General features: G+C 72.7%; 18 protein-coding genes. 9 read left to right on the top strand and 9 right to left on the bottom strand.

Annotation, left to right across the window (positions count from 1 at the left end):
* The first annotated feature begins 178 nt into the window (after nucleotides 1-178).
* Both ACFYY7_RS22005 and ACFYY7_RS22000 read left to right on the top strand, forming a co-directional pair.
* Complete coding sequence (locus tag ACFYY7_RS22005) at nucleotides 179-1,267, top strand: WD40/YVTN/BNR-like repeat-containing protein (RefSeq protein WP_388663687.1); 1,089 nt, start codon at nucleotides 179-181, stop codon at nucleotides 1,265-1,267.
* Between the two features lie 244 nt (nucleotides 1,268-1,511).
* A complete protein-coding gene (locus ACFYY7_RS22000) occupies nucleotides 1,512-4,376 on the top strand; it encodes a hypothetical protein (protein WP_388663685.1) in 2,865 nt (954 codons plus the stop codon).
* An 84-nt stretch (nucleotides 4,377-4,460) separates the two neighbouring features.
* Here ACFYY7_RS22000 and ACFYY7_RS21995 read toward each other — a convergent pair whose 3' ends face one another.
* Nucleotides 4,461-5,138 (bottom strand): uracil-DNA glycosylase, encoded by a 678-nt coding sequence (locus ACFYY7_RS21995; protein ID WP_266735092.1) that lies wholly within the window; start codon nucleotides 5,136-5,138, stop codon nucleotides 4,461-4,463.
* Between the two features lie 143 nt (nucleotides 5,139-5,281).
* Between ACFYY7_RS21995 and ACFYY7_RS21990 the strand changes: the two genes are divergently transcribed.
* Entirely contained in the window at nucleotides 5,282-6,358 is a 1,077-nt protein-coding gene (locus ACFYY7_RS21990; RefSeq protein ID WP_388663684.1) for an N-acetylglucosamine kinase, read from the top strand.
* A 119-nt stretch (nucleotides 6,359-6,477) separates the two neighbouring features.
* Nucleotides 6,478-7,401 (top strand): sirohydrochlorin chelatase, encoded by a 924-nt coding sequence (locus ACFYY7_RS21985; RefSeq protein ID WP_388663682.1) that lies wholly within the window; start codon nucleotides 6,478-6,480, stop codon nucleotides 7,399-7,401.
* A 99-nt stretch (nucleotides 7,402-7,500) separates the two neighbouring features.
* Here ACFYY7_RS21985 and ACFYY7_RS21980 read toward each other — a convergent pair whose 3' ends face one another.
* From ACFYY7_RS21980 to ACFYY7_RS21950, 7 genes are all read right to left on the bottom strand, one after another.
* Complete coding sequence (locus tag ACFYY7_RS21980; protein WP_388663680.1) at nucleotides 7,501-8,586, bottom strand: lactonase family protein; 1,086 nt, start codon at nucleotides 8,584-8,586, stop codon at nucleotides 7,501-7,503.
* Between the two features lie 150 nt (nucleotides 8,587-8,736).
* Complete coding sequence (locus ACFYY7_RS21975) at nucleotides 8,737-10,242, bottom strand: FUSC family protein (RefSeq protein ID WP_388663678.1); 1,506 nt, start codon at nucleotides 10,240-10,242, stop codon at nucleotides 8,737-8,739.
* 238 nt (nucleotides 10,243-10,480) lie between these two features.
* On the bottom strand, nucleotides 10,481-11,635 hold the full coding sequence (locus tag ACFYY7_RS21970) for a glycosyltransferase family 4 protein (protein ID WP_388663676.1): 1,155 nt from the start codon (nucleotides 11,633-11,635) through the stop codon (nucleotides 10,481-10,483).
* A 279-nt stretch (nucleotides 11,636-11,914) separates the two neighbouring features.
* Entirely contained in the window at nucleotides 11,915-12,586 is a 672-nt protein-coding gene (locus ACFYY7_RS21965) for a response regulator transcription factor (protein WP_360929309.1), read from the bottom strand.
* Entirely contained in the window at nucleotides 12,583-13,926 is a 1,344-nt protein-coding gene (locus ACFYY7_RS21960; protein ID WP_388663753.1) for a sensor histidine kinase, read from the bottom strand. The genes ACFYY7_RS21965 and ACFYY7_RS21960 overlap by 4 nt, the downstream gene beginning before the upstream one ends.
* 25 nt (nucleotides 13,927-13,951) lie before the next feature.
* Nucleotides 13,952-15,118 carry an acyltransferase gene (locus tag ACFYY7_RS21955; RefSeq protein WP_388663674.1) on the bottom strand — a complete coding sequence of 389 codons (1,167 nt, stop codon included), beginning with the start codon at nucleotides 15,116-15,118 and terminating at the stop codon, nucleotides 13,952-13,954.
* On the bottom strand, nucleotides 15,111-16,088 hold the full coding sequence (locus tag ACFYY7_RS21950) for an alpha/beta hydrolase (RefSeq protein ID WP_388663672.1): 978 nt from the start codon (nucleotides 16,086-16,088) through the stop codon (nucleotides 15,111-15,113). The genes ACFYY7_RS21955 and ACFYY7_RS21950 overlap by 8 nt, the downstream gene beginning before the upstream one ends.
* Nucleotides 16,089-16,315: 227 nt before the next feature.
* On the opposite strand from ACFYY7_RS21950, the gene ACFYY7_RS21945 reads away from it, so the two are divergent.
* The 4 genes from ACFYY7_RS21945 to ACFYY7_RS21930 all read left to right on the top strand — a co-directional run bounded on the left by ACFYY7_RS21945 (nucleotide 16,316) and on the right by ACFYY7_RS21930 (nucleotide 22,692).
* Complete coding sequence (locus tag ACFYY7_RS21945) at nucleotides 16,316-16,801, top strand: Lrp/AsnC family transcriptional regulator (RefSeq protein WP_266735108.1); 486 nt, start codon at nucleotides 16,316-16,318, stop codon at nucleotides 16,799-16,801.
* Between the two features lie 232 nt (nucleotides 16,802-17,033).
* The gene (locus ACFYY7_RS21940) at nucleotides 17,034-18,272 is read left to right on the top strand and encodes a protein kinase (protein WP_388663670.1); all 1,239 of its coding nucleotides are present in this window, start codon (nucleotides 17,034-17,036) and stop codon (nucleotides 18,270-18,272) included.
* 129 nt (nucleotides 18,273-18,401) lie between these two features.
* A complete protein-coding gene (locus tag ACFYY7_RS21935; protein ID WP_266735111.1) occupies nucleotides 18,402-18,941 on the top strand; it encodes a hypothetical protein in 540 nt (179 codons plus the stop codon).
* A 268-nt stretch (nucleotides 18,942-19,209) separates the two neighbouring features.
* On the top strand, nucleotides 19,210-22,692 hold the full coding sequence (locus ACFYY7_RS21930) for a M28 family peptidase (RefSeq protein WP_388663751.1): 3,483 nt from the start codon (nucleotides 19,210-19,212) through the stop codon (nucleotides 22,690-22,692).
* A gap of 60 nt (nucleotides 22,693-22,752) precedes the next feature.
* Here the strand turns inward: ACFYY7_RS21930 and ACFYY7_RS21925 are convergent, their stop codons facing one another.
* Complete coding sequence (locus ACFYY7_RS21925; protein ID WP_388663668.1) at nucleotides 22,753-24,198, bottom strand: helix-turn-helix domain-containing protein; 1,446 nt, start codon at nucleotides 24,196-24,198, stop codon at nucleotides 22,753-22,755.
* A gap of 617 nt (nucleotides 24,199-24,815) precedes the next feature.
* On the opposite strand from ACFYY7_RS21925, the gene ACFYY7_RS21920 reads away from it, so the two are divergent.
* Entirely contained in the window at nucleotides 24,816-25,772 is a 957-nt protein-coding gene (locus ACFYY7_RS21920) for a DUF3048 domain-containing protein (RefSeq protein WP_388663666.1), read from the top strand.
* Nucleotides 25,773-25,786: the final 14 nt, after the last annotated feature.

Raw genomic sequence — 25,786 nt, 5'->3', positions numbered from 1 at the left:
CGCTCGGCACGTGCTCGACACGCTGCCCGGCAAGCGCTTTCCACACCTGCTGCACCGTACCCGCGCCGGCCACGGAAGCAACAGGGCCCGGGTGTCAGGGCTGCCCTGCGACCCTCTGTCAGTGGTCGGGTGCAGACTTGCCGATATCCGACACAACGGCGTTTCGGGAGGTTCGGCCATGACCGACGTACTGCTCACAGTGGGCACCCGCAAGGGACTCTTCATCGGCCGCAGGCGCGGCGGCTCATGGGAGTTCGACGGCCCGCATTTCAATGCCCAGGCGGTCTATTCGATCGCCATCGACACCCGCAGGCGGGTCCCACGCCTCCTGGTCGGCGGTGACAGCGCGCACTGGGGTCCCTCGGTCATCCATTCCGACGATCTGGGCAGGACCTGGGTCGAGCCACAGCAACCGGCGGTGAAGTTCCCCCGGTTCACCGGGACATCGCTGGAGCGGGTCTGGCAATTGCATCCGGCGGGCCCCGAGGCACCCGATGTCGTGTACGCGGGGACCGAGCCCGCCGCGCTGTTCCGTTCGGAGGACGGCGGGGAGTCCTTCGAGCTGGTCCGCCCGCTGTGGGAGCACCCAACGCGTTCGCAATGGGTGCCCGGCGGGGGCGGCGAGGGGCTGCACACCATCCTGACGGACCCGAGGGACGCCAGGGCCGTGACCGTCGCGGTCTCCACGGCCGGGGTGTTCCGCACCAAGGACGGCGGTGCGAGCTGGGCTCCGTCGAACAAGGGGGTGTCCGCGGTCTTCCTCCCCGACCCGGACCCGGAGTTCGGTCAGTGCGTCCACAAGGTGGCGAGGGACGCGGTCGATCCCGACCGGCTCTATCTCCAGAACCACTGGGGAGTTTTCCGGAGCGACGACTCCGGGGACCACTGGACCGACATCGGGCAGACACTGCCCTCGGACTTCGGCTTCGCCGTGTCCGCGCACCCGCACCGCGCGGACACGGCCTACATCTTCCCGATCAACGCCGACGCCGACCGGGTGCCCGCCGAACACCGCTGCCGGGTGTTCCGTACCACCGACGCGGGCAGCACCTGGGAGCCACTGTCGACGGGCCTGCCCGAGGAGACGCACTACGGCACAGTGCTGCGCGACGCGCTCTGCACGGACGACGCCGACCCGGCGGGGGTCTATTTCGGCAATCGAAACGGCGAGCTGTACGCGAGCGCGGACGACGGGGACAGCTGGCAGCAGCTCGCCTCGCATCTGCCGGACGTCCTGTGCGTGCGGGCGGCGGTGATCGACGCCTGACCGACCACCGGTAGCCGGTCGGCGGTTTGCCCGAGCCCGGCCGTCCGGCGCCCGGGTCGGCGGCGTGCCGCCACTTGACCGTTTCCTCACGGCCATCGGTCCAACTCGACTCCCCGAAGCAGCAGTTCCGCGCCATGTGACGCGGCCTGAGGCAACCCCTGGGCTTCGCTCTCCGTCCTCCGGGAGCGGGGGCCCCAGGGATCTCTGGGGAGTTCGCGAGCGCCGATGACCAGGAGGAACCATCTTGATCCGTGTCCCGCGCACGGCGACCGCCGCACTGGCGGTACTCACTCTGACCGTGGGATGGCCGGAGTTGGCGCGCGCGTCGCCACAACCGGCACACACTCGGCTCTCCGCCGAATCCATATCCGCCATATCTGCCACATCCATCACATCCGCCACGTCCGCTATCCCCACCGTGTCGCGCGGAGAGCCGGACGGCCGGCTCCCCTCGGGCTGGCGGATCACCGGTACGGGAGCCGGGCAGCAGCTCGTCTGGACCTCACCCCACCCGGTACCCATGGGCGATGCCCGGGTCGAGTTCTACTCCGGGGACGAGCTCCTGGGCCGGCCGGTCGCCGCGCAGGACCGGCGTACGTTCCGGCTGAAGCTCGACGGTGCGCGCATCGGACCGGCCACCGGCCTCAAGGCACTGGCGGGCGGACGGCGTCTCGACACCTCCGGACCCCGACGGACCCCGGAAGCCCGGCGGACCACCGAACCGGCGCGGCCGACGGCTCCGGCACCCGCTCCCGCTCCCGCGAACCCCGTCGATCCCGGCGTACCGGGCAAGTACCGGACCGCCAGCGGTGAGTACACCCTGAAGTCGGTACGGTTGCCCGGGTTCAGCACCCCCGTGGAGATGCGAGCCGCGGTGGTGTCACCGGTCGGCGCGCCGGGGCGCCGACCGCTCGCACTGTTCCTGCACGGCCGTCACTACACATGCTTCAACACCAAGGGCGACCAAGGCATCTCCTGGCCCTGCGAGGCGGGCACGCGGCCGGTACCGAGCCATCGGGGCTATCTGCGCGACCAGAAACTCCTGGCCTCCCAGGGCTACGTCACGGTGTCCGTCTCGGCCAACGGGATCAACGGGCAGGACGACAGCGCCGACGACGGTGGCGCCCAGGCGCGCTCGTCCCTGGTGCGGCTGCACCTCGCCCGCTGGGCGGACTGGGCCGCCCACCGGTCCGCAGCGCCCGCGGCCGTGCGTGCCGCACCGCCGGCCGACATGTCCCGGGTGCTGCTCGTGGGCCACTCCCGGGGCGGCGAAGGCGTCAACCGGGCCGCTCTCGACAGCCTCTCCCGGCCGCCCGCGGACCAGGACGGCTACCGCGGCCCGGTGCGCTGGCGCATTCGCGGCACCGTCCTGATCGGCCCGACCGTCTTCGGGCAGAACCCGGTTCCCGATGTGCCGTCCATGACCATCCTGCCGGGCTGCGACGGCGACGTGTCCGACCTCCAGGGCCAGATCTACGTCGACGGCACCCGGGGCGTCAGCCGTGGCGCCGCACTGCACAGCGCGGTCTACATGGTCGGCGCCAATCACAACTTCTTCAACAGCGAGTGGACGCCGGGGCAGGCGCAAGCGCCCGCCGACGACGACTTCTGGGACGGTGACACACCGGACCCGGTGTGCACGCCGGGCAAGAAGGCCCGGCTCACCGCCACTTCGCAGCAGGCCGCCGGGGCCACGTACATCGCCGCCGCAGCCCGGCTGTTCGTCGCGGGCGACGACCGCGTACGCCCGCTGCTGGACGGTTCGGACCGGCGCGCGCCCTCCGCCGGTCCGGCACGCGTGCTCACCCACGCGGTCGGCGGGAAGCGCACGCCCGCGTTCCTGCCGGACTCCTCGACGTCCGTGACGGGCGGCCGGGTGTGCGCGCAGGTGGATCCCGATCCGGGCCGTGCCTGTCTGCCACCCGAGGGGTCCGCCGTATCCCCGCACTTCGCCATGTGGGAGACCGCCAAGGAGCCCGGCCGCTACGCGGTCGCGATGCGCTGGTCGAAGCCGGGCGGTGCGGTGCGGATCCGGCCCGCGCGTCCGGTCTCCGTGGCGGGCGCCGAGTCGCTGGCGCTCCGGGTGATCGTGCCGCCCGACACCACCGGCACCCGGCTGGACATCGCTCTCACCGACACCTCGGGCCGACGGGCGACGCTCGGCCGCGCGAGGATCGACGGGCTGCCGGGCAGCGACCGGACCGCCTCCTACTGGGGACGCGAGATCCGCGTGCCGCTCTCCGCCGCCGTGCGGAACAAGGTGGACCTGAAGCATGTGAAGAGCCTGGACCTGACCCCGGGAGGCAATTCGGGGCAGGCCTGGCTGGTAGACGCCTGGGGCTGGCGCCCCGGCACACCCGCGGTCCGGGCGGCCTCGCTGCCGCGCGTGGACATCGGCCACCTGAAGGTCGAGGAAGGCGACTTCGGGGTCCGCACCTACCGCGTTCCGCTCACCGTCTCCGGGCGCGGCAGCGGACAGGTCCGGCTGTTCGCCACCGAACCCGGCAAGGACGAGCCCAGCCAAAGGACGGTGACGGTGCGTCCGGGCAGCCATGACATCGATGTGCAGGTCGAGGTGCGGGGCAACACCCGCTTCGGCTACGACATCACGCACAGCGTGTTCGTCAAGGCGGTCCGGGGCGCGGTCGTGGGCTCCCACCTCGGGGGCGTCACCGTGCGGAACGACGATCCGATGCCCACGATCGAGGTGAAGCCGGTCGCGGACCAGGTCACCGAGGGGCAGAGCCTGCGCTGGAAGGTCTCGCTCTCCGCGGTCGCCGATGTCGACATCGACTCCGCCGGATTCGCGATCCAGCCGGTCGGCCGGGGTACGGAACTGTCCACCCTGGACGTCGACGGACCGTGGCTGCGGGACACGTTCGGTGAATCGCCCGCCCCGGCCCGGCCGCTGTCCGGGGTGGCGGAGCCGGCGTTCCTCCTGGCCGTGGTCCCCGCCGGGAAGCCGAGTGCCGAAGTGACCGTGCCCACGGTCCGCGACGCACTGGAGGAGCCCGAGGAATCACTGCGGATGCAGCTGATGACCTACGGCGATTCCTGGGAGCCGCAGGAAGGGCCGGTGTTCACCGGCACGGTGCGCGACGCGTCCTGAACCGTACCGACCGGCGTGTGAACCGGAAGGCGGCGTGGTACCGGCTCCGAGAAGGAGCCGGTACCGCTCCGGGGCCGACAGGGCCTACGGCAGTTGCCAGTCGACGGCCTGGGCCCCCTGGCGCAGCAGGAGTTCATTGGTGCGGCTGAACGGGCGCGAGCCGAAGAAGCCGCGGTCCGCCGACATGGGCGAGGGGTGCGCGGACTCGATCGCCGGGTAGCCGTCGAGGAACGGCCGCAGGTTGCGGGCGTCGCGCCCCCACAGCACGGACACCAGCGGTTTGCCGCGTGCGGCCAGGGCCCGGATGGCCTGTTCGGTCACTTCCTCCCAGCCCTTGCCGCGGTGCGCGCCCGGCTTGCGGGGCGCCGTGGTGAGTGCCCTGTTCAGCAGCAGTACGCCCTGTCGCGTCCAGGGCGTCAGGTCACCGTTCGACGGGCGCGGAAGTCCCAGGTCCGTGTGCATCTCCCGGAAGATGTTCTCCAGGCTGCCGGGCACCTGGGGAACTTCGGGGGCCACGGAGAAGCTCAGCCCCACCGCCATTCCGGGTGTCGGGTAGGGGTCCTGACCGACGATCAGGACGCGTACGTCGTCGAAGGGCTGCTGGAACGCGCGCAGAACGTTCGCTCCGGCCGGCAGATAGGTGCGTCCCGCTGCCACCTCCGCACGCAGGAAATCGCCCATCGCGGCGATGCGTCCGGCCACAGGGGCGAGTGCCTCGGCCCAGCCGGGCTCGACTACTTCATTCAACGGTCGTGGTGCCACGGAACGTCACTCTACCGGCGTAAACGCTCCGCTCCAGGCCCGGAGACGGTCCGGGCCGCCGAACTCGCACTCCCCCGGCCCGTTCCCGCGGTACGGGGGATAGGCTGCCGCCGTCATTCGTCTTCCTTTCCTGGAGTCGGCCCATGAGCTCACCGCGGCGATCGCCGGAAAGCACCGGCACCGGTGTGCGTCCGGGCGGGGCGAAGGGCGCACCGGGTCCGTACGTGCTCGGCGTGGACTCGGGCGGTTCGGGGCTGCGCGTGGCACTGGGCACCGTCGGCCTGTCCGCCCCCTTGGCAAAGACGGCCTGCGCCGCTCCGGTGCGCACCGGAGCGGCCGGAATCGACGCGGCCCATCTGCTGGAACAACTGCTGCCCGCCGCCCGCCGGCTGCTGGAGCGGTGCGGCGGCGAGGGCGGCGCCGGGATCGACGCGGTGGCGATCGGTGCCGCCGGCATGGCGACGCTCGGCGGGCAGTTGCGCGCGGAGCTGCCCTCGGCGCTGGAGGGCGCGCTCGGGGTGCGGCGGCTGGCACTGGCCGCCGATGCCGTGACCGCGTACGCGGGGGCGGTCGGCCAGCGCCCGGGGGCGGTCGTGGCGGCCGGCACGGGCATGATTGCGCTGGGCACGGACCTGACGAGCTGGCGCCGGGCCGACGGCTGGGGGCATCTGCTGGGCGACAGCGGCGGCGGGGCCTGGATCGGCCGGGCCGGGCTCGACGCGGCCATGCGTGCCCATGACGGGCGGCGCGGCGGATCCGCCGCTCTGCTGTCCCGGCTGGAGGCGGTGTTCGGGCCGGCGCCGGAGCTTCCCGGGCTGCTCTATCCGCGCACCGACCGGCCTGCCGTGCTGGCCTCCTTCGCGCCCGAGGTCGCCGCGTGCGCCGGGCACGATCCGGTCGCCGCGGGCATTCTGCGCGAGGCCGCGGCGCATGTCGCGGAGGCGGCCGCGGCGGTGTGCCCGGAGGCGGGGGCCGACGGCGAACCGTGCGAAGTGGCGCTGACGGGCGGCTTGTTCCGGATGGGCGATCCGCTGCTCGTACCCCTGCGCGAGGAGCTGGCCCGACAGCTTCCGCAGGCACGGGCGGTCCCCGGTTCGGGTGATCCGTTGACCGGCGCGCTCTCCATCGCCCAGGCGTTGGCGACCGGGGATCTGCGGCTGCCCCGCCACCCGACGCTGCTGTGGGTGCCTGGTGAGGGGCCTGGGCACAAGCCCGAATAGGTGGCGACAGAGCAGGACAGTCGGCCAGTAAGCCACTCATCGGATAAAAGCGGACAGATAACGCCTGTCCGGACCCTCCCCGAACAGAGCCGCACCCAAAACCAGTAGCATGCGGCGCCATGAGCACCCCCACTGGGCCCGCTTCCGGCCTGCCTGTACGAATGCCGCGACCTCGCCAGTCCGGACGGCACCGCCGCCCGGAGCCCGTGGTCGCACCCGAGGGCGCTGCCGCGCTCGTTCTCGCCGTCCCCGGTACCCCCTCCCCGGCCACGCGCAGTCTGGCCGAGGAGGTGATCAGCATCGCCCGTTCCGAGCTGCCCGGCCTCAACGCCCGGATCGGCTACCTCGACGGCGACGATGCCGAGTACCTGACGCTCTCCGCCGTACTCACCCACTGCGCCGCCGAGCGTGTCGCGCGCTACGAGCAGGCGGAGGCCGCGGGCCGTGAGGTCGCCGCGCCCGAGGGGCCGTCCGCCGTCGTCGTACCGCTGCTCGCGGGGCCGGACAGCGCCCTGATCCGGCGGATACGGCAGGCCGTGATGGACAGCGGTACGCAGGTCGAGCTGACCGATGTGCTCGGCCCGCACCCGCTGCTCGCCGAGGCACTGCACGTGCGGCTCTCCGAGGCCGGTCTGGCCCGTGCCGACCGTGCCAGGCTCTTCACGGTGGCCACGGCCGCCGACGGCATCGTGCTGGCCACCGTGGGTGGGGACGAGGCCGTGCAGGCCGCCGGGATCACCGGCATGCTGCTGGCCGCCCGGCTCGCGGTTCCGGTGATGGCCGCGGCGCTCGACGTCGAGGGGTCGGTCGCGTCGATCGCCGAGCAGCTCACGAGCTCCGGCTCGGCGCAGCTCGCGCTGGCCCCGTACCTGGTTGGCCCGGAGGTGGCCGAGGGGCTGCTGGACGCCGCCGCGAAGGAGGCGGGCTGCGCGACGGCCGAGCCGCTCGGCGCGTACCCGGCGATCGGCAAGCTCGTGCTGTCGATGTACATGACGACGCTCGGCATCACGCCCGTCGCGCCGCAGGGTGCCCAGGCGCACTGACCCCGTGCCGGGTGCGCCCGGCAGCCGGTCGGTGCACGAACGCCGGACGGGCCCGGAGAACCGGGCCCGTCCGGCGTTCGTGCTGTGCGCGGCGCAAGGTCAGGCGAAGATCACGCAGGACGCGGCGGGGGCGGCCAGTGAGCCGGCGCGCCGCGGGATGCCGGTCTCCGGGTCGACGTCGAACCAGCTGACGTCGCCGGACCGCTCGTTGGCCGCGTACAGCCGGCGGCCGGTGGGGTCGAGTGCGAGGTCGCGCGGCCAGTGCCCGCCGCAGTCCACGGTCGTGACCAGGGTCGCCTGTTCGCCGGTCGCGTCGAGCGCCAGGACCGAGATGCTGTCGTGGCCCCGGTTGGCGGTCCAGAGGAACCGTCCGTCGTGCGAGACGACCACTTCGGAGGGGTACGTCGCCGGTCCGTCGCCCTCCGCCGGCGGCGCGGGCAGTACGGAGGTCTCCCCCACCGGCTCCAGGACGCCCGCGGCCGCGTTCCACCGGCATGCGGTGACGGTCGGTTCGAGTTCGTTCAGGACGTAGGCGTGGCCGCCGGCGGGGTGGAAGGCCAGGTGGCGCGGGCCGGTGCCCGGCCGCAGGGCCGTCTCGCCGTGCAGCCGCAGTGATCCGGTCGTCGTGTCGAGCGCGCAGATCCGTACGGAGTCGGTCCCGAGGTCCACGCCGAGCACCCAGTTCCCCGAGGGGTCGGGCAGCACCTGGTGGGCGTGCGGGCCGCGCTGCCGGTCGGCGTCGGGACCGCTGCCCTCGTGCTGGAAGACGGCAGTGGCCGGGCCGAGGGATCCGTCCGGCGTCACGGGCAGGACGCTCACGCTGCCGGAGCCGTAGTTGGCGGTGAGCAGATGACCGCCCGCGAGCGCGAGATGGGTCGGTCCGTCGCCGTCCACCGGGCGGATCGTGCCGATCGGCTTCGGTACATCGCCGGTGACGTCCAGGGCGGCTGCCGCACCGGGCTCGGTCTCGCTGACCGCGTAGAGGGCGCCGCCGCCCGGCCCCGGCCCATGGCCCAGGGCGAGGTACGAGGGGTCGGGGACCGCGTCCGTGGCGCCGAGGACGGTCAGCGCCCCCGTCTCCCGGTCCACGGCGGCGACGGTGATTCCCCGTCCGCCCGCCGAGGTGAACGACCCGATGAACGCCCGCACCGCGCCGTCGCCGCTGCCCGCCGCACTGTCAGTCATCGCACTGCCCCTCTCAGCCGACCGACCACGGCGGCCCATACCGTCGTGATCTTCCGGGGCGACGGTAGCAGTCGGCCGTCAGGTCCAGACCAGTGCCTCGGCTGCCGGGGCCGCCAAAAAGGGCACGTCCGAAGCCCTTTCGCACACCGGTCACACACCGATCAGCGGCGCGCGCGGGTCGCTGTGCAGTGGTGCGGCGAGTTCGGCCAGCGCCCGCTCCAGGCCGTGCAGATGGGCGAGCGCGGGCCCCGCCGTGGCTGCGTGCGGCGGGACGCCCGGTGCGCCGGCCCGGTGCTGCGGATCGGGGGCGGTCAGGGCCTCCACGGATGCCTCGACCCGCCAGCAGGCGGCGGCGAGGCGGGCGTCGTGGGATGCCTCCGGGTCCGCCGCGACGGAGGCCAGTCCGCGCACCTCACGTGCGCAGGCGTCCAGCAGGGCGAGCACCTGACGGGCACGGGCCCTGCGGGCGCGCAGCGGGCTGAGCGGGTGGACCAGCGGGGCCAGGGACATCCGTACCCGGCCGAGCAGCGCCTCCAGCTCGGCGATCCGGGGCGCGGGATCGGCGGTCGGGGATCCCGAGAGCCGTGCGGCGGCCTCCGCGGTGCAGGTGTGCACACAGCGCAGGGCCCGCTGGATCCAGGCGTCGGTGGTGGCGTGCGTGGTGACCGGCAGCACGAGCAGCACCGCGAGCATCGCGCCGAGCGCGCCCGCGCCGGTCTCCGTCAGGCGCAGCACGAGCAGGGCGGGGTCCAGCACGCCCAGGAGTCCGTAGAGCGCACCGGCCATCACCGTCACCGAGAACACCATCCAGGTGTAGGAGACCGCGGCGGTGTAGAAGATCCCGAAGACGCCGGCCGCGACGACCAGCGCGGTGGGCACGGGCGCTCCGTGCAGCGGGACGACGACCGCCAGGCCGATGGGTACGCCGACCAGTGTGCCCAGGACCCTGCGGAAGCCGCGCACCAGTGTCTCGCCGCGTGAGGCGGTGTTCACGAAGACCCACCAGGTGGCGCCCACCGCCCAGTACCAGCGCTGCTCGGAGAGGACGAGCCCCGCCATCAGCGCGAAGGCCGCGCCCGCGGTCGCCTGCACGGCCTGGCGGGTGGTTGCCCGGCCCAGCCCGGTACCGGTCACCGGGACGGGTACGAAGGGGGCGGGCTGCCGCCGCTCGTAGCACCAGAGTCCGAAGCGGACGGCCGACGAGACGAGCAGGGAGAGGGCGACCGCGGAGTACAGCTCGGGCAGCTGTCCGGGCAGGGTGTGGAGGAACTGCGTGGTGAAGAAGGCCATGAACGCGAACACGCCGAGCGAGTGGCCGCGCGGCCCCCATCGCCGGGCGTACACACCCGCGCCGATGACCGCGAGGAACGCCACGTCCCGGGCCACCGGGTGGTCGTGCAGTCCCGCGGCGAGGGCGAGCACGGGGAAGCCCGCGACGGGCAGCAGGGCGGTGGTGATCGCCTGCCCACGAACCGTGGTGTCCAGCACCGTGAACAGGGCCAGCAGCGCGGCGAGGCCGCCGGTGATGGCCGCGACCAGGGAGTGACCGGCCAGACCGCACACCGCGACGGCGAGTCCGATGCCGAGGACGGCCCGGACGCTGCTGCGCAGCCGCTGCCGGCCCGGGTCCGGGGCGACGAACATCCTCTTCAGCACCAAACGCTCCTGCTTCCGTGCACCGGCCCTGCGCACCGGCATGAAAAAGGCGCCGCGGAGATCCGCAGCGCCATCGACGGGTACATCACAACATCCCTGTGGCCCATGGCTCAACCCGAGCGGGTTCCACTGAGCCATTGGCACATTCATCGCCGGGGACGGTACACCATCAGTAAGCCAACGGACCGGCGGCGTGCCGAACCGCGGCCGATTGACCGCACCGCCCCCGCGCGGCTCTCTACTCCTCGCCCGGCAGGGGTGCCGTCACCTCCTCGACGGGGGTGAGGAGGTCCGTCAGGTGGCGGGCCGACGCGTCCCACGACCAGGACTCCCGGACCCATTCACGGCCCGCCGCGCCCATCGCCTCGCGGTCCGGGTCCAGGAGTATCCCGGTCAGCGCACCGGCGACGGCCGCGGGGTCGGTGCCGTCCACGAGCCGGCCGGTCCTGCCGTCGAGAACGGTGTCCGGAGCGCCGCCAGAATCGCCGACGACCACCGGCAGGCCGCTCGCTGCCGCCTCCAGGAACACGATCCCGAGCCCCTCCGCCTCCAGACCGGCCCGCCGGGTACGGCACGGCATCGCGAAGACGTCCGCCGCGGCGTAGTACGGAGGGGTGCCGGTGTGCGCGACGCCGCCCGCGAAGTGGACCGCTCCCCCGCCGTACCGCGCCGCCAGTCTGCGCAGCCGGGCCTCGTCGGGCCCCCGGCCGACCACCACCAGCTCGGCGTCGGGCACCTTGCTCCGGATCAGCGGCAGGGCCCGGATGAGCGTGTCCTGGCCCTTGCGGGGAACGAGCCTGGCCACACAGAGGATGACGCGCTTGCCGTGCAGGGCGAGTTCGGTACGCGGGTCGGGCAAAGCACCGGCGCGGGGCCGGTACGCCTCGGCGTCGACCCCGGGAACCAGCCGGCTCATGCGGGCCCGAGGGCCGAGCGCGGGCTCTATCCGGGCACGGGTGTACTGACCCAGATACGTGACCACGTCGACGCCGTCGCCGATCCGGCGCATCAGAGCGCGCGCACCGGGTGTCCTCGCCCACCAGATCTCGTGGCCATGGGTGGTCGCCACCATGCGCCGTACGCCGCCGCGCCGCAGGGCCGGCGCCATCAGGGCCAGCGGGGCGGCGGCGCCGAACCAGACCCGGTCGCAGCCGTGGGCTCTTGCGATCTCGACGGCCCTGCGGGTGACCCGGCCGGTCGGCAGCAGGGTGCGGCCGGAATCCCGTACGACGGGGAACGGGAGGCTCGCGTCGTAGGCGGTGTCCCCGGGCTCGTGCGAGGTGTAGACGACCACGTCGTCGTCCGGCACCCGGGTGGCCATCGCGTGCACGAAGGTCTCGATGCCGCCCTGCCGCGGCGGGAAGTCGTTGGTGATGACGAGGGTGGTACCCATGGGCTCTTCGGTTCCTCCGGTCGGATACGGAATCGGTCGGACCGTGCGCGGAAGCGGCTCCATGCCGTGGTTCGCGGGGCACGACGACTCGCCGGGCGGCCCTCGGCCGCTCGGTGGTCCCGGGCGTACGCCCCTGTGCCGTGGCGTTCCCGCCGTTCTCCGGGCATGCCGGAGCCAGCGACGGGCACGGACGCCGCGCCGGGTGCGTTGCGTTGTGTTGTGCGGGTCGTGAGGAGTGCGCGGGTCGTAAGAGGTGCGCGGGTCGTGTTGTGGAAGCGGCTAGTAGCCGGACGGGCGCACCAGGCCCGTTTCGTAGGCGTGGACCGCCGCCTGGGTCCGGTCGCGCAGACCCAACTTGGAAAGGATCCGGCCCACATGGGACTTCACGGTCTGTTCGGCGACCACGAGACGTGCGGCGATCTCGGTGTTGGACAGGCCCTGTGCGATCAGGGCCAGGACCTCGGTCTCACGCTCCGTCAGTTCGCCGGTGCGATCCCTGAGGGGGGCTCGTGGACCGGCGCTCACCCGGGCGAACTCGGCGATCAGCCGCTTGGTGATGTTCGGGGCGAGCAGGGCCTCGCCCTCCGCCACCACCCTTACCGCATGGGCCAGTTCGTCGGCCGACGCGTCCTTCAGAAGGAAACCGGACGCGCCCGCGCGCAGCGCCTCGTAGACGTACTCGTCGAGATCGAAGGTGGTCAGGACGAGGACCTTGACGGTGGCGCCGTCGGCCCCGGTGATGATGCGTGTCGCCTCGATGCCGCCGAGCCGGGGCATGCGGATGTCCATCAGGACGACGTCCGGGGCGAGTTCGGCCACCTTCTCCACGGCGTCCGCTCCGTCCACCGCCTGGCCGACGACCTCGATGCCGGGTTCGGCGTTCAGCAGCACCGTGAAGCCCTGCCGGACCATCATCTGGTCGTCGGCGATCAGTACGCGGATGGCCGTCATCGGGTGTCCTCGGCAGGGTCGGTGGGATAGGCGGAGTCGGTGCGGTCGATGGGCCCGGCGGCGGGCGGTGCGGGCAGTATCGCAGTGACTTCGTAGCCGCCGTCGGGGGTGGGTCCGGTGGCGAGTTCTCCGCCCAGCATCGCGGCGCGCTCGCGCATGCCGAGCAGGCCGTGGCCCTCGCCCGTGGTGGGCGGGGCGGGGCGGACCGGCGCGGTGTTGGTGATCCGCACCGTGACCCCCGAGCTCCGGTGGCGGATCTCCACCCGCACCCGGGCCCCCGGTGCGTGTCGCATGGCGTTGCTGAGCGCCTCCTGCACGATGCGGAACGCCGACAGCTCGACACCCGGCGACAGCGGACGCGGCTCCCCGGTGGCCTCGGCGGTGACCTCGACCCCGGCTCCGCGCGCGTTGCCGATCAGTTCGTCCAGCCGTTCCAGCGTGGGCTGCGGAGCGTGCCGCGCGGCCTGCGGCAGGGGGTCCTCGGAGCGCAGTACGCCGAGCACCCGGCGCAGTTCGGTGAGCGCGTCGACCGCGTTCCTGCGGATGCCCTCGACATTCTCCCGCAGTTCGTCGGACGGGTTCTCGACCAGGTGCGGAACCACCTGCGCCTGGATGGAGATGACCGACATGTGGTGGGCGACCACGTCGTGCAGCTCGCGTGCGATGCGGTTGCGCTCCTCCAGCAGGGTGCGTCTGGCACGCTCGTCGGCGGTGAGCTCCTCCTGTTCGACCAGCCGGGTACGGGCCACCGCGAGGCCGCGCAGCGCGATGCCCAGCACCACCATGATGACGAGGACGCCGATGGCGAGGCGGATGTCATTGGCGTTGCGCCAGGGGGTGGCCGTTCCGCAGAGGAGCCCCGCCAGCACGGTGATCGTCAGGGTCTCGGCGGCGATCCTGGGGCGCAGCCGCAGCGCGAGCAGGAACAGCACCCCGGCCTGCATCGCGATCCCGGCCCCGCTCCAGGGGAACGCGCCGTCCCACGGGAACCGCGCCCCGAAGCCGACGTTCGCGGCGAACGGGGTGACCAGCACCATGGCGAGCATCGACGCCCACCATGCCTGGAGCGGGCGGTACAGGGCGACGACGATCGCCACCGACTGGACCCCGGCGAGCAGGACCCCGAGCTGAATGCCCATCCCGAAGTCGAAGGCGTACTGGTTGCTGCCCGCAATGAGCACCCCCAGCGCGACCATCACGAGCGGCACCATGATCACCGGCCGCCATTCCAGCCAACGCGTTCTCCCCGACTGCCCGTTCGGGTCGACCGCCGTGGTCGCGAGATCCTGGCGCAGGGTACGGGGCAGTGCCCGCAGTACCCGCGCCGAACGCTTCACCATGTCCCCCCGGTTCACAGCTCGCACCTTAGACACGTCGTGCCGCCATCGATCCGGCGGGGCACCCCTCGCGGACGACCAGGTTCTTCGTCCGCGTCGGCCGCTGCCGTTCGTAACCTCGGAACGCCAGCCAGCAGATCAGCAGCGCCGCGGCGAACGCCGGCAGCCAGGCCAGCCGGGCGAGTACCCAGCCCGGTCCGTCGGGCGGGGTGTGCAGGCCCGGCAGCATTCCGCCCGCCCACAGGCCGGTCGCGGTGACCGCGATCATCGCCGTCTGGTGCCACAGGAACACCGTCATCGCCGAGAGGTTCACCGTCGCCACCACCGCCCACAGGACGGGGCGCCTCAGCATCCGGCGCAGCGGGCCGAGCAGCAGCAGCGCCGCCCCGCACTGCGCGAGGCCGAAGGTGACCACGGCGAGGGTCGGCGGGTCGAGGTTGGAGATCTCAACACCGGGCACTCCCACCATGCTCGCGGGGTAGCCGCCCCATCCGACCAGTGCGGCGGTGGCCGCGGCTCCGCCGAGCAGCAGCGTCCAGCCGGTGCGGCGGCCGAGCAGCTCGCCCCGGGCCCAGGCCGCGCCCAGGCAGTACGGCACGAGCCAGCCGGCCGCCACGTTGACCGAGGCGAATCCGCCGGGCGCGTCCAGGCCGAAGCGGTAGAGGTCGACGACCAGTACGACGGCGAACGGCCACAGCGGATGGAGCCTCGCCACCAGCGGGGTCACCGCCGTCAGCGCCGCGAAGACCGCGATGAACCAGAGCGGGGACCACACCAGCTTGCACAGTGCGCGCACGGTGTCCTGGTCCACCCCGGCGAAGAGCATTGCGCACGCCGCCACGGACCATACGACCGGCACCACGGCCATCGGACGCAGCAGCCGGCTCATCCGCGCACGGAGCCACCGGCCGTAGCTCTCGCCCCGGGCGCGGGCGGCGGCATGGCTTCTCGCGCCGACCAGTCCGCCGACCAGGAAGAAGACCGCGAGGGTCTGGAACAGCCAGGAGACCGGGGTGAGTCCGGGCAGGTACCGCAGCGGGCTCGCTCCGTGCACGGTGCCGCTGTCGACGACCAGTGCGGTCACCAGCCAGTGGCCCAGGACCACGCCGAGGATGGCGATGGCGCGCAGGGCATCGACCGCCCGGTCGCGGTCGGCGGGGGTGGCGGACTCGATCCGCTGTGCGAAGTCACGCATGGCGCTCTCCCGTGGGGTCTGTGGATCCGGCCGCTCCGGCCACGATCCGGGCGATGTTCCTCAGCGGTACGGAGCCGGCCTTCAGGTAGTCGCTGTGGCCGCCGGAACCCGCCGCGAAGGTCTCGGCGCCGAACCCGGGCGCGACCGGGTCCGTACCGAATCCGATGTCCACGAAGGGCAGTCGGAGCTCGGTGTGCGGCACGTCCGCGATCCAGTCGCCGCTGCTGCGTCCGGCCCAGACGGTGGCCGTGGTGTGCAGGGCGGCGGCGTTCGGGTAGCCGGTACCCGGGCTGCCGTACAGGACGATGCCGGCGACCCGCAGTCGGTGCGCGGCCCGCGCGCAGACGACGGAGCCGTAGGAATGGCAGAGCAGGGTGGTCCGGGCCGCGGGCTTCAGTTGCTTCAACTCCCCCATGAACCGGACCAGTTCCGGTGCGGCCTCGATGGCCCGTCCAGAGGTGAGCGAGGCCGGGCTCACCGTCACCGGCGTCCGGTACCCGAGCCAGGCGACCACCGCCGAACGCCCGCCCAGCTCCTCGCGCAGGGCACGCGCGCCGTTGCGCAGCCGCCAGTAGTGGTCGATGCCGATGCCCGCGCCGGGGACCAGAACGGCGATGTGTTCCGCGTGGGACAGATCGCCGAACACCTCGACGGAGCGGCCGCCATCCCGGCCGTCGAAGGCGAGGAAGCGGCGGGCGGGATCGGCCATCTCGTGCAGCGCGGTGGCCCGCTTGCGGTCGCCGTGGCGGGCCGCCGCCCGCTCGGCCGCGCCGATGTCGGCCCGCGTCGCGCCGTACCGCCCGGCGAGGGCCTGGGGTGCGGCGCTGGTCAGCGGGGCGTGGACGGCCGGGGCCGGGGCCGGTACGGCCGTCGGGCCCGCCGCGCCCGAGAGGGGCAGGGCCACCGAGGCGGCCACCAGTGCGGCGAGCAGGCCGCGGCGCAGGCGGGACCTGCTCGGATGGGACGGCATGGCGGGTTGTTCCTCCCGTACCTGGTGGCTGTGTGCTCGGGTACAGAAGCTATGAACAGGGCCCCGTAGTCGGCGTCCCACCGGGGTGTGAACCTTTTCCGTAGCTCTCAGGGACTACGGGTATGACGGGCGGCCGGCTGCGGACCGGGGCGCTCCGGCAAGGGCCCGGCTGTGCCATTGGTACAGTCGCAGCCCGGATCGTCGTACCAGGAGGAGGCCGGCGGACCATGGCGGTGGACGCTCTCGACACCCGTATCCTTCGGCTGCTCATCGAGCAGCCCCGTACCAGCGTCCGTGAGTACGCGCGCATCCTCTCCATCGCCCGGGGCACTCTCCAGGCCCGTCTCGACCGGCTGGAGCGGGACGGAGTGATCACCGGCACCGGGCCGGTCCTCTCCCCCGCCGCCCTGGGCCACCCGGTGCTGGCCTTCGTCCATCTCGAAGTCACCCAGGGGCACCTGGACGAGGTCGGTGAGGCGCTCGCCGCGGTGCCGGAGATCGTCGAGGCGTTCTCGACGACGGGCGGCGGGGACCTGCTGGCGCGGGTGGTGGCCCGGGACAACGGGCACCTGGAGGATGTGATCCAGCGGCTGATCCAGTTGCCCGGGGTGGTCAGGACACGTACCGAGGTGGCGTTGCGGGAACGGGTGCCGCACCGGCTGCTGCCGCTGGTCGAATCGGTCGGCCGTACGGCGGCGGGCGGCCGGAACTGATCACCGGGGCACGAGGCGGACACCGGTTCGGTGCTGGAGCCGCGGATTGGGCCGCTCCGCTGGAACGCCGGGTCCGGCGGCCCGATATCCTGATCTTGCCGCGCGCCCCCCACCTCGTCCCGACCCCGTCGGGTCGTCGCCGTGGCAGCAGAAGCGGCCCACAATCCGAGATTGGTGCACAGTGCTGGTAGCTGGTCGGTACCGGTTGGTTTCCCCCATCGGCCGTGGCGGCATGGGGGAGGTGTGGCGTGCCTCGGACGAAGTCCTCGGCAGAGCCGTCGCCGTGAAGTTGCTCCTCGGCGGCCACGCCGACGAGTCGGCCACCGCCCGGTTCCGGCTGGAGGCGCAGACCGCGGCCCGGCTGAGCCACCCTCATCTGGTGGCGGTGTTCGACTTCGGGGCCTGGGAGGACCGCTTCTACCTCGTGATGGAGCTCGTCGAGGGCAGGAGCCTGGGCGATCTCCTCAATGCCGAGGAGCGGCTCGGTGCCGAACAGGTCGCCCGGATCGCCGGGCAGGCCGCCGCGGGGCTCGCCGCCGCCCACCGGCAGGGCATCGTGCACCGCGACATCAAGCCCGGGAACCTGATGCTGGACGCCGAAGGGTCCGTCAAGATCGGCGACTTCGGCATCGCCCAGTTCGTCGACGACCCGTCCGCCGCGCTGACCACCACCGGACAGATCGTCGGCACCAGCCTCTATCTCGCCCCGGAGCGCGCCCTGGGCCGTACGGCCGGTGCGGCGTCCGACATGTACTCCCTCGGCTGTGTGATCTACCAACTCCTGCTGGGAGACCCGCCGTTCCGCTCGGACACGGCGACCGCCACGCTCTATCAGCATGTCGATACCGCGCCCGTACCGCTCAGACAGCGGGGTGTCGACCTGTCCCCGGCCTTCGACTCCTATCTGCTCGGGCTGCTCGCGAAGCAGCCCGAGGACCGGCCCAGTGCCCAGCAGGTCGCCGAGTGGTTCCAGAGCGATGCCTGGCGGGGACAGCCGGAGCCACTGCCGATGTACGCGCCGGATCCGCCCTACGCGGCAAGCGGTGGTCCGCACATCCCCGCACCCGCCCCGGCCGGGACCGGCCGTCCGCATATGCCGGCCGCAGCACCTCCGTTCGGCTCCGCCCCGACGGCCGGCTCCGCCCAGCAGGCCGACGGTGCGGCGACGTACCGGCTGCCGCAGTCCGGTGGCCGCAGGCGGCGCCCGGCGGAGCGGACCGCTCCCGTCCGGCGGAGCACCGGAGCCCGGGAAGCGATCAGGCGCCGGCCCAGGGTGGCCAGTGCCATCGCCGGCACGGTCGCCTTCATCGCAGCCGTATATGTGGGGATGGTGCTGTTCTCCCCGGATTCCGGCTCGGCCGACACCCCGGACACCGGCTCGACCGCGACCACCGGGCCCGAGCCGTCCGCCCCCTCGTCCGCACCGCTGGACCCGGCCGGGGACGAGGAGGAGAACGACGAGCAGGACTGACTCCGTCGCCGAGTGCCCGCCGGCGCTCCACGGCCGCCGCGTCAAGCAACCGTCAGGGCCCCGCGCCCCGACATCAGCGGTGCGTCAACGCGAGTCCGCCGGACGGGCCGGCCCCCTAGCGTCGCTGCCATGCAACGCCACATCGGCCTGCGGTGGCCGTCTCCTCCCGGCATGACCGCCCACGACCACGGCTGGGCCGCGGACCTGCGCTTCGCGGTCCACTGCGCCGTCGCGCTCCTCGGTCTGCTCCTGGCCGTCGACGCGGCGGCCCGCCATCTCACCTGGCCGCGCGCCCTGTTGTGGACGGGCCTCTCCGCGCTGCTGTGGGCGGTCCTGGTGCCCCCGCGGGTCCGCGCGGGTGCCGGGTGGCTCTCATCCAGGCGCCTGTTCCACGAGCGGACCGTACGCACCGACCGGCTGGTTTCGGCGCGTTGGTCGGACGGCGTCGCCCAGCGCCTGGTGCTCCGGGACGCCGACGGCCACCGGGTCGAGGTCGACCCGGAGGTGTTCCTCGCGAACCCGGCGCTGTGGCACCGGCTGGACGAGGACGTCCGCGGCTGCGTGGAGCGCGGGACGCTGCGGTGCGGGGTCACCGCACTGCGGCAGTTGGCCGACCGTATCGACCGCAGACACGCGCGAGCGGTGTTCACGGTCTCCGGGCTGGAGTGACCGCTGCGCGCCGGACCGGAGCAACCGCCCCGCGTGCCGGAGCCGTTGTGCGATCCCACCAGCGCGGCTTGACCAAACTTGCCAAGTCTCGCCGCACCCTTCGCAATTCGTTGACGAGTGCATGACGACGTGTGAGTGTTCGGTCGCTCGATCACGGACACCACGGACGCGGGCGCCCGGCGACGGCCCGGGCAAGTACGTCGACGTACGCGGCTGCCCGTGATCGAGGCCCCCCTCAAGTCAAGGAGCCTCGATGAAACTCAGACCGATGACGGCCGGGACGACCCTGGCCGTCCTCGCCGCAACTCTGGTCGTCACCGGCGGGCAGCAGGCGTCCGCCGACCCGGCCCCGCCCGCCCCCTCCGCGCTCTCGGCCGCCGTGTCGGCGGCCGACCGGGCGGCCGCCAGCGGTCTCGACACCCTGGCCAAGGGGCCCGAGGAGCGGTACGAGCGCCAGATGGTGACCCCGTGGGTCAAGGGCATGTACTCCGTCGCCTACCAGCGCACCTACCGCGGCCTGCCGGTCGTCGGCGGCGACGCCGTCGTGGTGGCCGACTCCGAGGGCCGGGTACGCGGCACCCAGTCAGCCGTGTCCCGGCGGATCAACGTGCCGACCACACCGACCGTTTCCGCCGAGGCTGCCGAGACCACCGCCCGCAAGAAGCTCCGCACGGTGAAGCGGGTGGAATCGCACCGGCTCGTGGTCCGTGCCACGGACAAGTCCTCCCGGCTGGCCTGGGAGACGGTGCTCACCGGACGCACCGCCAAGGCCCCCAGCCGACTGCATGTCTTCGTCGACGCGGGCACCGGCAAGGTCATCGACAGCTACGACGACGTCAAGGCGGGCACCGGCAACAGCCAGTGGAACGGACCGTCGCCGCTGGCCATCGACACCACCGCCTCGGGCAGCAGCTACTCGCTGCGTGACCCCAACCGGCCCGGCCTGAGCTGCGCCGACTACAGCACGGGCAGTGTCTTCACCAAGTCGAGCGACTCCTGGGGCACCGGCAACGCCTCCAGCAAGGAGACCGGCTGCGTCGACGTCATGTGGGCGGCGCAGCACGAGTGGAACATGCTCAAGGACTGGCTGGGCCGCAACGGGCACAATGGCAACGGCGGCAGCTGGCCGGTCGAGGTCGGGCTGAACGACGTCAACGCCTACTGGGACGGCTCGTCGGTCTCCATCGGCCACAACAACGCCAATCAGTGGATCGGCGCGATGGACGTGGTGGGCCATGAGTTCGGCCACGGCATCGACCAGTTCACGCCCGGCGGCGCCAACAACGAGTCCGGTCTCGGTGAGGCCACCGGCGACATCATGGGCGCCCTGACCGAGGCGTACACCAATGAGCCGGCTCCGTACGACGACCCCGACTACACCGTCGGCGAGAAGATCGACCTGGTCGGCGACGGGCCGATCCGGATCATGTACAACCCGGGGCAGATCGGCGACCCGAACTGCTACAGCTCCTCGATACCCAACACCGAGGAGCATGCCGCGGCCGGTCCGCTCAACCACTGGTTCTACCTGCTGGCCGAGGGCTCGAACCCGGGCGGCGGGAAGCCGTCCAGCCCCACCTGCAACAGCTCGTCGGTCACCGGTGTCGGCATCCAGAGCGCCGGCAAGGTCTTCTACGGCGGCATGCTGCTGAAGACCAGCGGGATGACCTACAAGCGCTACCGCACGGCCACTTTGACCGCGGCGAAGAACCTCGACCAGAGCTGTGTGCTCTTCGACCGGACCAAGGCCGCCTGGGACGCCATCAGCGTGCCCGCGCAGAGCGGCGACCCGACCTGTACTCCCAGTGGCAACAACGACTTCACGATGTCCCTGGACCCGGGGGCGGGCTCGGTGAAGCCGGGCAGTTCTGTGACGGCCACGGTGCGGACCACGGTCAGCTCCGGCAGCGCGCAGACGGTCGCTCTGACCGCGAGCGGCCTGCCGAGCGGTGTCACCGCGGCCTTCAGCCCCTCGTCGGTGCAGGCCGGGGCGAACTCGACGATGACCGTGTCGGCGTCCTCCAACGCCGCGCCAGGCGCGTACACCTTCACGGTGAAGGGTGACGGCACCCAGAGCCACACCGCGCAGTACAACCTGACCGTCGACAACGGGGGCGGCAATCCGGGCGGCAGCGCACCGGACATCAGCGTCGCCAACGTGCAGGCGCACCTCACGCAGCTGAACACCATCGCCACCCAGAACGGCGGCAACCGCCGGGCCGGCAGCGCCGGTTACACGGCCTCCCTCGCCTATGTGAAGAGCAAGCTGCAGGCGGCCGGCTACACCGTCAGTGAGCAGACCTGCACCAGCTGCACCTACCGCGGCAACAACCTGATCGCCGACTGGCCGGGCGGGCCGTCCGACCAGACGATCATGTTCGGTGCCCACCTGGACGGCGTCTCGGCGGGCCCCGGCATCAACGACAACGGTTCGGGCTCCGCCACCCTGCTGGAGAACGCCCTCACGCTGGCCCAGCGCAACCCGGCCATGACGAAGCACGTCCGCTTCGCCTGGTGGAACGGCGAGGAGCAGGGCCTGCAGGGCTCCGAGTACTACGTCGGCCGGCTCAGCTCCGCCGAGCGCAGCGCCATCAAGGCGTACTACAACTTCGACATGGTGGCCTCGACCAACGGCGGCTACTTCATCAACAACGTCAACTCGGCCGCCTCGGCGCCGATGAAGGAGTACTGGGACTCGCTGAACCTCGCACCGGAGGAGAACGTCGAGGGCCAGGGCCGGTCCGACGACTACTCCTTCCAGCAGGGCGGCATCCCCACGTCGGGCTACGCGACCGGCGCCAGCGACACCAAGACGTCGGCGCAGGCAGCCAAGTGGGGCGGCACGGCGGGCCGTTCGTACGACTCCTGCTACCACTCGTCCTGCGACACCACGGCCAACATCAACGCGACGGCGCTCGACCGCAGCGCCGACGGGGTCGCCTACACCATCTGGAAGACCTCCGTCGGCACCACCGCGCCCGCCGACGACTTCTCCGTCTCGGTGAAGCCGGTCTCCGGCAATGTCCAGCCGGGCGGCTCGGTCACCGCCGCCGTGTCCACCGCGACGACCGCCGGCTCCGCCCAGACCGTGAAACTGGCGGCCTCCGGCGCGCCGAGCGGCGTCACCGTCTCGTTCGCCCCGGCGTCCGTGCAGTCGGGTTCCTCATCGACGATGACCGTCTCGGCCGGGGCCCAGGCCGCGGCGGGCACGTACACCCTCACGGTGACCGGCACCGGCACGGCCACCCACACCACCACGTACTCGCTCGTCGTCGGTGGCGGCTCCACCTGCCAGGCCCGGCAGGTCGTCGCCAACGGCGGCTTCGAGGACGGCGTCACCCCGTGGACCCAGACGGACGGTGTGATCAACAACCGGACGTCGGAGGAGCCGGCCCACTCGGGCTCGTACACGGCCTGGCTCGGTGGCTGGGGATCCACCCACTCGGACACGGTCTCGCAGTCGCTGACGGTCCCGGCGGGCTGCTCGACGTACAAGCTGTCCTTCTACCTGAGCACCGACACGGACGAGTCGGCGGGTGACCCGACCGCGTACGACACGTTCACCGTGAAGCTGGGGACCAAGACGCTCGCGACGTACTCCAACGTGGACGCCACGGGCTCCTACGTCCAGAAGACCTTCGACGTCGGCGAGTTCGCCGGCCAGACGGTCACGCTCGGATTCACCAGCAAGGAGGACGCCTATCTGCAGACCAGCTTCGTCGTCGACGACGTGACGCTGAACGCCGGCTGACCCTTTGCCGGTGCGGCATCCGGGGCGGGGCGTGTGCACACACGCCCCGCCTCCGGCGTGTCAGCGGACGACGGCCGCCAGCCTGCGGGTGAAGTCGTCGGTCTCCGGGCGGTTGTCGTGCCGGGCCGCCAACCGGCTGTGCAGACCGCGCAGTTCCTGTCCGAGCAGCGTCGAAGCGGTGACCTCGGTGGTGTCCAGGACCGGTCCGGCGATGGCGATCGCCGCCTGCGGGTCCTGGGCGCAGGCATGCGCGTCCGCCATCCGTACCAGGAACAGCATCCGCGCCGAGTGCATCCCCGGGGGCAGCAGACCGAGCGCGGTGCGGGCCGCGCCCACCGCGCGCAGGGCCAGCCGGCGGTCCCCGGTCGCCGCCGCCAGGTCCCGCAGCGCCCCGGCGGCGCCGGACTCCACCCGCAGGCGCACCGAGGCGACGGACAGCCAGGGCGCCTCCGTCTCGTCCTGCTCGCCGACCCGGTCCAGCTGCGACCAGGCACGGTCGATGTGGCCCAGGGTCTGGCGGGCGTCGCCCCGTACCGCGTGACCGCGCGCCAGGTACAGATCGCTCATGGCGCCCGCCCAGTACCGGCCGGCGGCGGCCTGCCGGATCGCGCCGCCGTAGGCGAGGGCGGACGGGCCGTCGCCCTCCAGCCGGGCCAGTGTGCTCATGTCGCTGAGCGCGGCCACCTCCGTCCCGACGTGACCGGCCAGCTGGGCCCAGACCAGCGAGCGGTCGAGCCAGGCCATCGCGGTCGCGTTGCGGCCCCACTGCAGCCGCAGACAGCCGGCGGACTGTGCGTACTCGGCTGCCAGCGGGGCGAGTTGACGTTGGTAGGGCGCGGAAGGCAGGGCCATCCAGCGGAGCATCGCGTGCAGTGTGCGCTCGACGACGACGGTCGCTCCGGACCAGGCGCGCTCCTCGTCGGCCCGCAGGCAGACGGCGAGCAGCGCCGTCAGGGCGTGCACAGTGTCGATGTCCAGCGCGGGGCGCGACGCGGCGGCCGGGCCGAGGGAGCAGAAGGCCGAGTGCAGGGCGACGACGTCGGCGAGCACCGGGACGGAGCAGCCGTCCCGGCCGTGCACCGGGCACATCAGCCCGTAGCTGGGCAGTCTGGCGGGCAGGACGGTGTCCGGTGGCAGCATCGCGAGCAGGGCGCCTCCCGCGGGCTCCCCCGGCAGCGGCCCCTGCCGTGCGGGGGCCGGTGCGGGGCGCTCCGCCGCGCCCTCCTCGCCCGTACCGCCCGTTCCCTCGGCCTCGGCCGCCTCGCAGGCGGCGAGGAGGGTACCGCCCGCCGTCATCAGTTCGTCCAGCCTGCGGGCCAGCGGCAGCGGTGTCCTGCGGGTGCCGTGCTCCAGTTTGCTGATGGCGGTGTGGTCGTATCCGACGCGGGCCCCCACCTGGGCCTGGGTGAGCCCGGCGCGCCTGCGCCACTGGCGCAGCCGGGTGCCGAAGGCCCGCCATGCCTCCGCGCTACGGGCATCCGGCGCGGGGCCCATGCCCTCGGTCACCCGGCACTCCGCGGAGCCCCGCCGGATGCCCCACCCGTGCCATGCTCATGGCTCATAGCGGGGAAGGATAGCGAGCGCGCGGGTGCGCTGTCCCCGGTGCGCTGGGAAGACGGCGCCGCCGCGCAACTCCCTTGCCCGGACGGCCGGTCGGGAGGGTCCTTCCGGCCACCCGGGCTCCGCCCCGCCGGTCGGTTCCGGGCAGCCCCGGCCCGAACCGTGCCCGTGGGTGCCGGGACAGGGCGCGTCCACCGGTGTCGGGAACTGTTCGGCCCCCGTGACCGGAAGATTCACGCGGGGGCCGCATGAACGACTCACGTGCCGGGCATATGACGGGAGACCGACAGGGGGTGGTGGCAATGGGCCGCATCAGGATCGTCCGACGACCGCAGCTGCCGTCCCGTCCGCCGCCCCTCGATCTGAGGACCCCCTCGGGCCGCCCGTTGCCGTACTGAGCGCGGGGCCCGACGTCTCGCTGTGAGCGCCGGCCGAGGGCGACGTCCGCCGTGCCCCGTGGGAGCCCCTGGGGCGCCCTTCTGCGTGATGATGTGCAGAGAGCCGTCGCGGTGCGCGGTCGCGGCCGGAGGCGTCGCGTCGGCCGACTCGGAAGGGCGGCCGTCATGCACTTGTTCAGGACGCGGAGGCCGGGCACGGCATCAGCGCTCGCGCTTGCACTGCTCACCGCCGCCCTGGCGGGCTGCCAGGGCGGGGGAACGACTTCGTCGCCGGGCAGCGCCGAGCCGTCCACGCCCGCCCGATCACGCGCCCACGTCCTCGCCGTGAAGATCGACAATGTCGGTCCCGCCCGCCCGCAGACCGGGCTCGACAAGGCGGACATCGTCTATGTGGAGCAGGTCGAGGCCGGTCTCAGCCGCATACTCGCCGCATACTCCTCCCGGCTGCCGCCCGTGGCCGGCCCGGTGCGCAGCGCCCGGGAGACGGATCTGGAGCTGCTCCGCCAGTTCGACCGGCCGACGCTCGCCTTCTCCGGGGCCCAGACCAAGCTTCTCCCGGTCATCGCGGCGGCGCCGCTGGATCCGCTGCCTCCCGAGAAGGCCCCGGACGCGTACTTCCGCAGCAGCGACCGCGCTGCGCCGCACAACCTGTATCTGCGCCCCGGCCGGACCCCGCACGCCACCACCGGCGTGAACGCGGCCGAGGACATCGGGTTGCGTTTCGCCGCGGCCCTGCCGGGCGGCAGACCGGTCGCCGATCGCACGGTGCGCTACCCGGCGGCGCGCTTCACGTTCACCTGGTCGGCCGAACAGCGCCAGTGGCTCGTTTCCATGGACGGCGCCCCTGCCCGTACGCCGGAAGGCGCCGGGCTCGGCGCGGCCGATGTGGTGGTGCAGTACGTGACCGTGCGCCCCTCGCGGTATCAGGACCGGTGGGGCAGCGCGTCCCCGTACACCGAGACCGTGGGCTCCGGCTCGGCCGTGGTGCTGCGCGACGGCAAGGAGTACGACGTCCGTTGGTCGCGTCCGGCGGCCGGTTCCACGACCGCCTTCACCACCCGGGACGGCGAGCGCATGACGTTCGCACGGGGCCAGGTCTGGATCGTCTTCGCACAGAAATGACGGCCTCCCGGAGC

The organism is Streptomyces sp. NPDC001933, assembly GCF_042890955.1.
Lineage (GTDB): Bacteria > Actinomycetota > Actinomycetes > Streptomycetales > Streptomycetaceae > Streptomyces.
The sequence above is the reverse complement of the archived record's forward strand: the minus strand, read 5'-3'. Positions and strand labels throughout refer to the sequence as shown.

Bases quoted from the DNA above. Each gene is read 5' to 3' on its own strand.
- ACFYY7_RS21930 (WP_388663751.1), top strand. From the start codon at position 19,210: ATGACGGCCGGGACGACCCTGGCCGTCCTCGCCGCAACTCTGGTCGTC.
- ACFYY7_RS21985 (WP_388663682.1), top strand. From the start codon at position 6,478: ATGAGCACCCCCACTGGGCCCGCTTCCGGCCTGCCTGTACGAATGCCG.
- ACFYY7_RS21955 (WP_388663674.1), bottom strand. From the start codon at position 15,118: ATGCGTGACTTCGCACAGCGGATCGAGTCCGCCACCCCCGCCGACCGC.
- ACFYY7_RS21965 (WP_360929309.1), bottom strand. From the start codon at position 12,586: ATGACGGCCATCCGCGTACTGATCGCCGACGACCAGATGATGGTCCGG.
- ACFYY7_RS21980 (WP_388663680.1), bottom strand. From the start codon at position 8,586: ATGACTGACAGTGCGGCGGGCAGCGGCGACGGCGCGGTGCGGGCGTTC.
- ACFYY7_RS21960 (WP_388663753.1), bottom strand. From the start codon at position 13,926: ATGGTGAAGCGTTCGGCGCGGGTACTGCGGGCACTGCCCCGTACCCTG.
- ACFYY7_RS21935 (WP_266735111.1), top strand. From the start codon at position 18,402: ATGCAACGCCACATCGGCCTGCGGTGGCCGTCTCCTCCCGGCATGACC.
- ACFYY7_RS21945 (WP_266735108.1), top strand. From the start codon at position 16,316: ATGGCGGTGGACGCTCTCGACACCCGTATCCTTCGGCTGCTCATCGAG.
- ACFYY7_RS21990 (WP_388663684.1), top strand. From the start codon at position 5,282: ATGAGCTCACCGCGGCGATCGCCGGAAAGCACCGGCACCGGTGTGCGT.
- ACFYY7_RS22005 (WP_388663687.1), top strand. From the start codon at position 179: ATGACCGACGTACTGCTCACAGTGGGCACCCGCAAGGGACTCTTCATC.
- ACFYY7_RS21920 (WP_388663666.1), top strand. From the start codon at position 24,816: ATGCACTTGTTCAGGACGCGGAGGCCGGGCACGGCATCAGCGCTCGCG.
- ACFYY7_RS21950 (WP_388663672.1), bottom strand. From the start codon at position 16,088: ATGCCGTCCCATCCGAGCAGGTCCCGCCTGCGCCGCGGCCTGCTCGCC.
- ACFYY7_RS21970 (WP_388663676.1), bottom strand. From the start codon at position 11,635: ATGGGTACCACCCTCGTCATCACCAACGACTTCCCGCCGCGGCAGGGC.
- ACFYY7_RS21940 (WP_388663670.1), top strand. From the start codon at position 17,034: ATGGGGGAGGTGTGGCGTGCCTCGGACGAAGTCCTCGGCAGAGCCGTC.